A 3,235-nucleotide genomic window follows, 5' to 3' on the forward strand; every position below is an offset into this window, starting at 1 on the left:
GCCGGCGTCACCGCCGTCCTGCGCAGCGAGCACGGCCGCACCGGCCCTCAGGACCGACTGCACTCCACCAGCGAGATGAGCCACGGCCAGGACATCCGCCCGCGCGGCCAGGAGTGCCGCCGCGGCGACCAGTTGCTGCCCACCGGCACCCTGGTCACCCCGGCCGTGCTGGGCCTCGCGGCGGCGGCCGGGTACGACACCCTCACCGTGGTCCCCCGCCCGCGCGCCGAGGTCCTCGTCCTCGGCGACGAGCTCCTCACCGAGGGGCTCCCGCACGATGGCCTGATCCGGGACGCGCTCGGCCCGATGCTGGCGCCCTGGCTGCGCGCACTGGGCGCCGAGGTCATCGCCGTCCGCAGGCTCGGCGACGATGCCAAGGCGCTGCGCAGGGCGATCACCACCTCCCGCGCCGACCTGATCGTCACCACCGGGGGCACCGCCGCCGGACCCGTGGACCACGTCCACCCGACGCTGGACCGGATCGGCGCCGACCTCCTCGTCGACGGTGTCGCGGTGCGCCCCGGCCACCCCATGCTGCTGGCCCGTACGAGGGCGGACCAGCACCTTGTCGGGCTGCCCGGCAATCCGCTCGCGGCCGTCTCCGGGCTGCTCACGCTGGCCGAGCCGCTGCTGCGGGCGCTGGCGGCCCGCCCGGAGCCCGAGCCGTACCGGATGCCGCTGAGGGAAGCGGTGCAGGGGCACGCGCACGACACGCGGCTGGTGCCCGTGGTGCTGCGCGGGGAGCGGGCCGTACCGCTGCGCTACAGCGGGCCCGCCATGCTGCGTGGGGTCGCCACCGCCGACGCGCTGGCCGTCGTCCCGCCGGGCGGGGCGGCGCAGGGTGCCGGACTGGAACTGCTGGATCTGCCGTGGGACACGGCCGGAATCGGGATGTGTTTCACGTGAAACTTCCGGGCCATGACGCCATAGCCCGCCAGGCCGGCGAACATCTGGTGCCTTCGCGGGTGAAGCTGCCGCGGAAGGCGGTGGAACGTCCCATACGTCAGGTCGCCAAGCGGCTGGTGATGGCGCTGGTGGTGCTGGTGGCCACCGCGTTCGTGGTCTACGCCGACCGCAGCGGGTACCGCGACAACTCCGACGGTCCCGTCGACCTGCTCGACGCGTTCTACTACGCGACGGTCACCCTCTCCACCACCGGATACGGCGACATCACCCCGGTCAGCGACGGTGCCCGGCTCATCAACATCCTCGTCATCACCCCGCTGCGCGTGCTCTTCCTGATCATCCTGGTCGGCACCACGCTGGAGGTCCTCACCGAACGCACCCGTGAGGAATGGCGTCTCAACCGCTGGAGGTCCACCTTGCGCGACCACACCGTGGTCATCGGCTTCGGTACGAAGGGGCGCTCGGCGGTCCAGACCGTCTGCGCGACCGGGCTGAAGAAGGAACAGGTCGTCGTGGTCGACCCCAGTTCCAAGGCGATCGAGGCGGCCACGGCCGAGGGTTACGCGGGCGTCACCGGGGACGCGACCCGCAGTGAGGTGCTGCGGCGCGCCGAGGTGCACAAGGCGCGGCAGATCATCATCGCCCCGCAGCGCGACGACACCGCCGTGCTGGTCGCCCTGACGGCGCGCCAGCTCAACCGGAGCGCCAAGATCGTGGCCGCCGTCCGCGAGGAGGAGAACGCCCCGCTGCTCAAGCAGTCCGGCGCCGACGCGGTCATCACCAGCTCCGGAGCGGCGGGCCGGCTGCTCGGTCTCTCCGTGCTCAGCCCCGCCGCCGGCATGGTGATGGAGGACCTGATCCAGCAGGGCAGCGGCCTGGACATCGTGGACCGCCCGGTGGTCCGCGCCGAGGTGGGCCGCAGCCCGCGCGACACGGAGGATCTCGTCGTCAGCGTCGTACGCGGCCACCGTGTCCTCGGCTACGACGACCCGGCCATCGGGAAGTTGCAGCTCACCGACCGGCTGATCACCATCGTGCGGGCCACCCCCACCGAGCACGTCGCCCCGCACGCGCGTCCACTGCCGGGCGACTGAGCGGGCCGTCAGGCCCGTGGCGCGGTCGGGGAGTAGCGTCGCGGGCATGCATGCGATCACGATTTCCGAACCCGGCGGCCCCGAGAACCTGACCTGGACCGAGGTGCCCGATCCGGTGCCCGGCGAGGGCGAGGTGCTGGTCGAGGTGGTGGCCAGCGCCGTCAACCGGGCCGACATCATGCAGCGTCAGGGCCACTACGACCCGCCGCCCGGCGCCGCCGCCTACCCCGGCCTGGAGTGTTCCGGCCGGATCGCCGCCCTCGGCCCCGGTGTCTCCGGCTGGTCCGTGGGCGACGAGGTGTGCGCGCTGCTCGCGGGCGGCGGTTACGCGCAGAAGGTCGTCGTCCCGGCCGGGCAACTGCTGCCCGTACCCGAGGGCATCGACCTGAAGCAGGCGGCGGCGCTGCCCGAGGTGGCCTGCACGGTCTGGTCCAACGTCTTCATGCTGGCCCACCTCCGGCCCGGCGAACTGCTGCTGGTGCACGGCGGTTCCAGCGGCATCGGCACCATGGCGATCCAGTTGGCCAAGGCCATCGGGGCGCGGGTCGCGGTGACCGCCGGGACCAAGGAGAAGCTGGACTTCTGTGCCGAGCTGGGCGCGGACATCCTGATCAACTACCGCGACCAGGACTTCGTCGCCGAGATCGAGCGGGCCACGGACGGCAAGGGCGCCGACGTCATCCTCGACAACATGGGTGCCAAGTACCTGGGCCGCAACGTGGAGACGCTGGCCGTCAACGGACGCCTGATGATCATCGGGATGCAGGGCGGCACCAAGGGCGAGCTGAACATCGGCCTGCTGCTGGGCAAGCGCGGCGCGGTCAGCGCGACCTCGCTGCGGGCCCGCCCGCTGAGCGAGAAGGCGGCCATCGTGGCGGCCGTACGCGAACACGTCTGGCCGCTGATCGAGTCGGGCGTCGTCCGTCCCGTGGTGGACCGCGAGGTGCCGATGACGGACGCGGCCGAGGGCCACCGGGTGGTGGAGGACAGCGGCCACATCGGCAAGGTGCTGCTGGTCGCGCCGTAACCTCACCGAGGCTCAGGTGCGGCGGATGCGCAGGCCCAGCCGGGCCAGCGCGAGGCCGAGGCCCAGCAGGACCAGGCCGCTGCCCAGGGGGAGGACGCGCGGCGCCCGTGCCGTGGTGCTCTCCCCCTGGCGTACGGCGGCCGGCCGTGATGCCGGAGCGGAGGTGGCGGTCGGCGTGGGCGCCGCGGGGCTGTCGGCGGTCTCCGGC

At 72.9% G+C, this 3,235-nt stretch carries 3 protein-coding genes and 1 pseudogene; 3 read left to right on the plus strand and 1 reads right to left on the minus strand.

Annotated elements, in window-relative coordinates:
• From CCN33_RS27565 to CCN33_RS27575, 3 genes are all read left to right on the plus strand, one after another.
• Positions 1-906: molybdopterin-binding protein (locus tag CCN33_RS27565; protein WP_107484006.1), on the plus strand; the 906-nt coding region annotated here is incomplete at its 5' end.
• The gene (locus CCN33_RS27570; protein WP_086696134.1) at positions 903-2,000 is read left to right on the plus strand and encodes a potassium channel family protein; all 1,098 of its coding nucleotides are present in this window, start codon (positions 903-905) and stop codon (positions 1,998-2,000) included. The genes CCN33_RS27565 and CCN33_RS27570, both read left to right, overlap by 4 nt.
• A gap of 46 nt (positions 2,001-2,046) precedes the next feature.
• On the plus strand, positions 2,047-3,027 hold the full coding sequence (locus CCN33_RS27575; RefSeq protein WP_086696135.1) for an NAD(P)H-quinone oxidoreductase: 981 nt from the start codon (positions 2,047-2,049) through the stop codon (positions 3,025-3,027).
• A 12-nt stretch (positions 3,028-3,039) separates the two neighbouring features.
• Here the strand turns inward: CCN33_RS27575 and CCN33_RS27580 are convergent.
• A pseudogene (locus tag CCN33_RS27580) lies at positions 3,040-3,235 on the minus strand (hypothetical protein); the annotation flags it as partial.

The sequence above is a fragment of the Streptomyces recifensis genome (genome assembly GCF_002154615.1).
Taxonomy (GTDB): Bacteria; Actinomycetota; Actinomycetes; order Streptomycetales; family Streptomycetaceae; genus Streptomyces; species Streptomyces griseoluteus.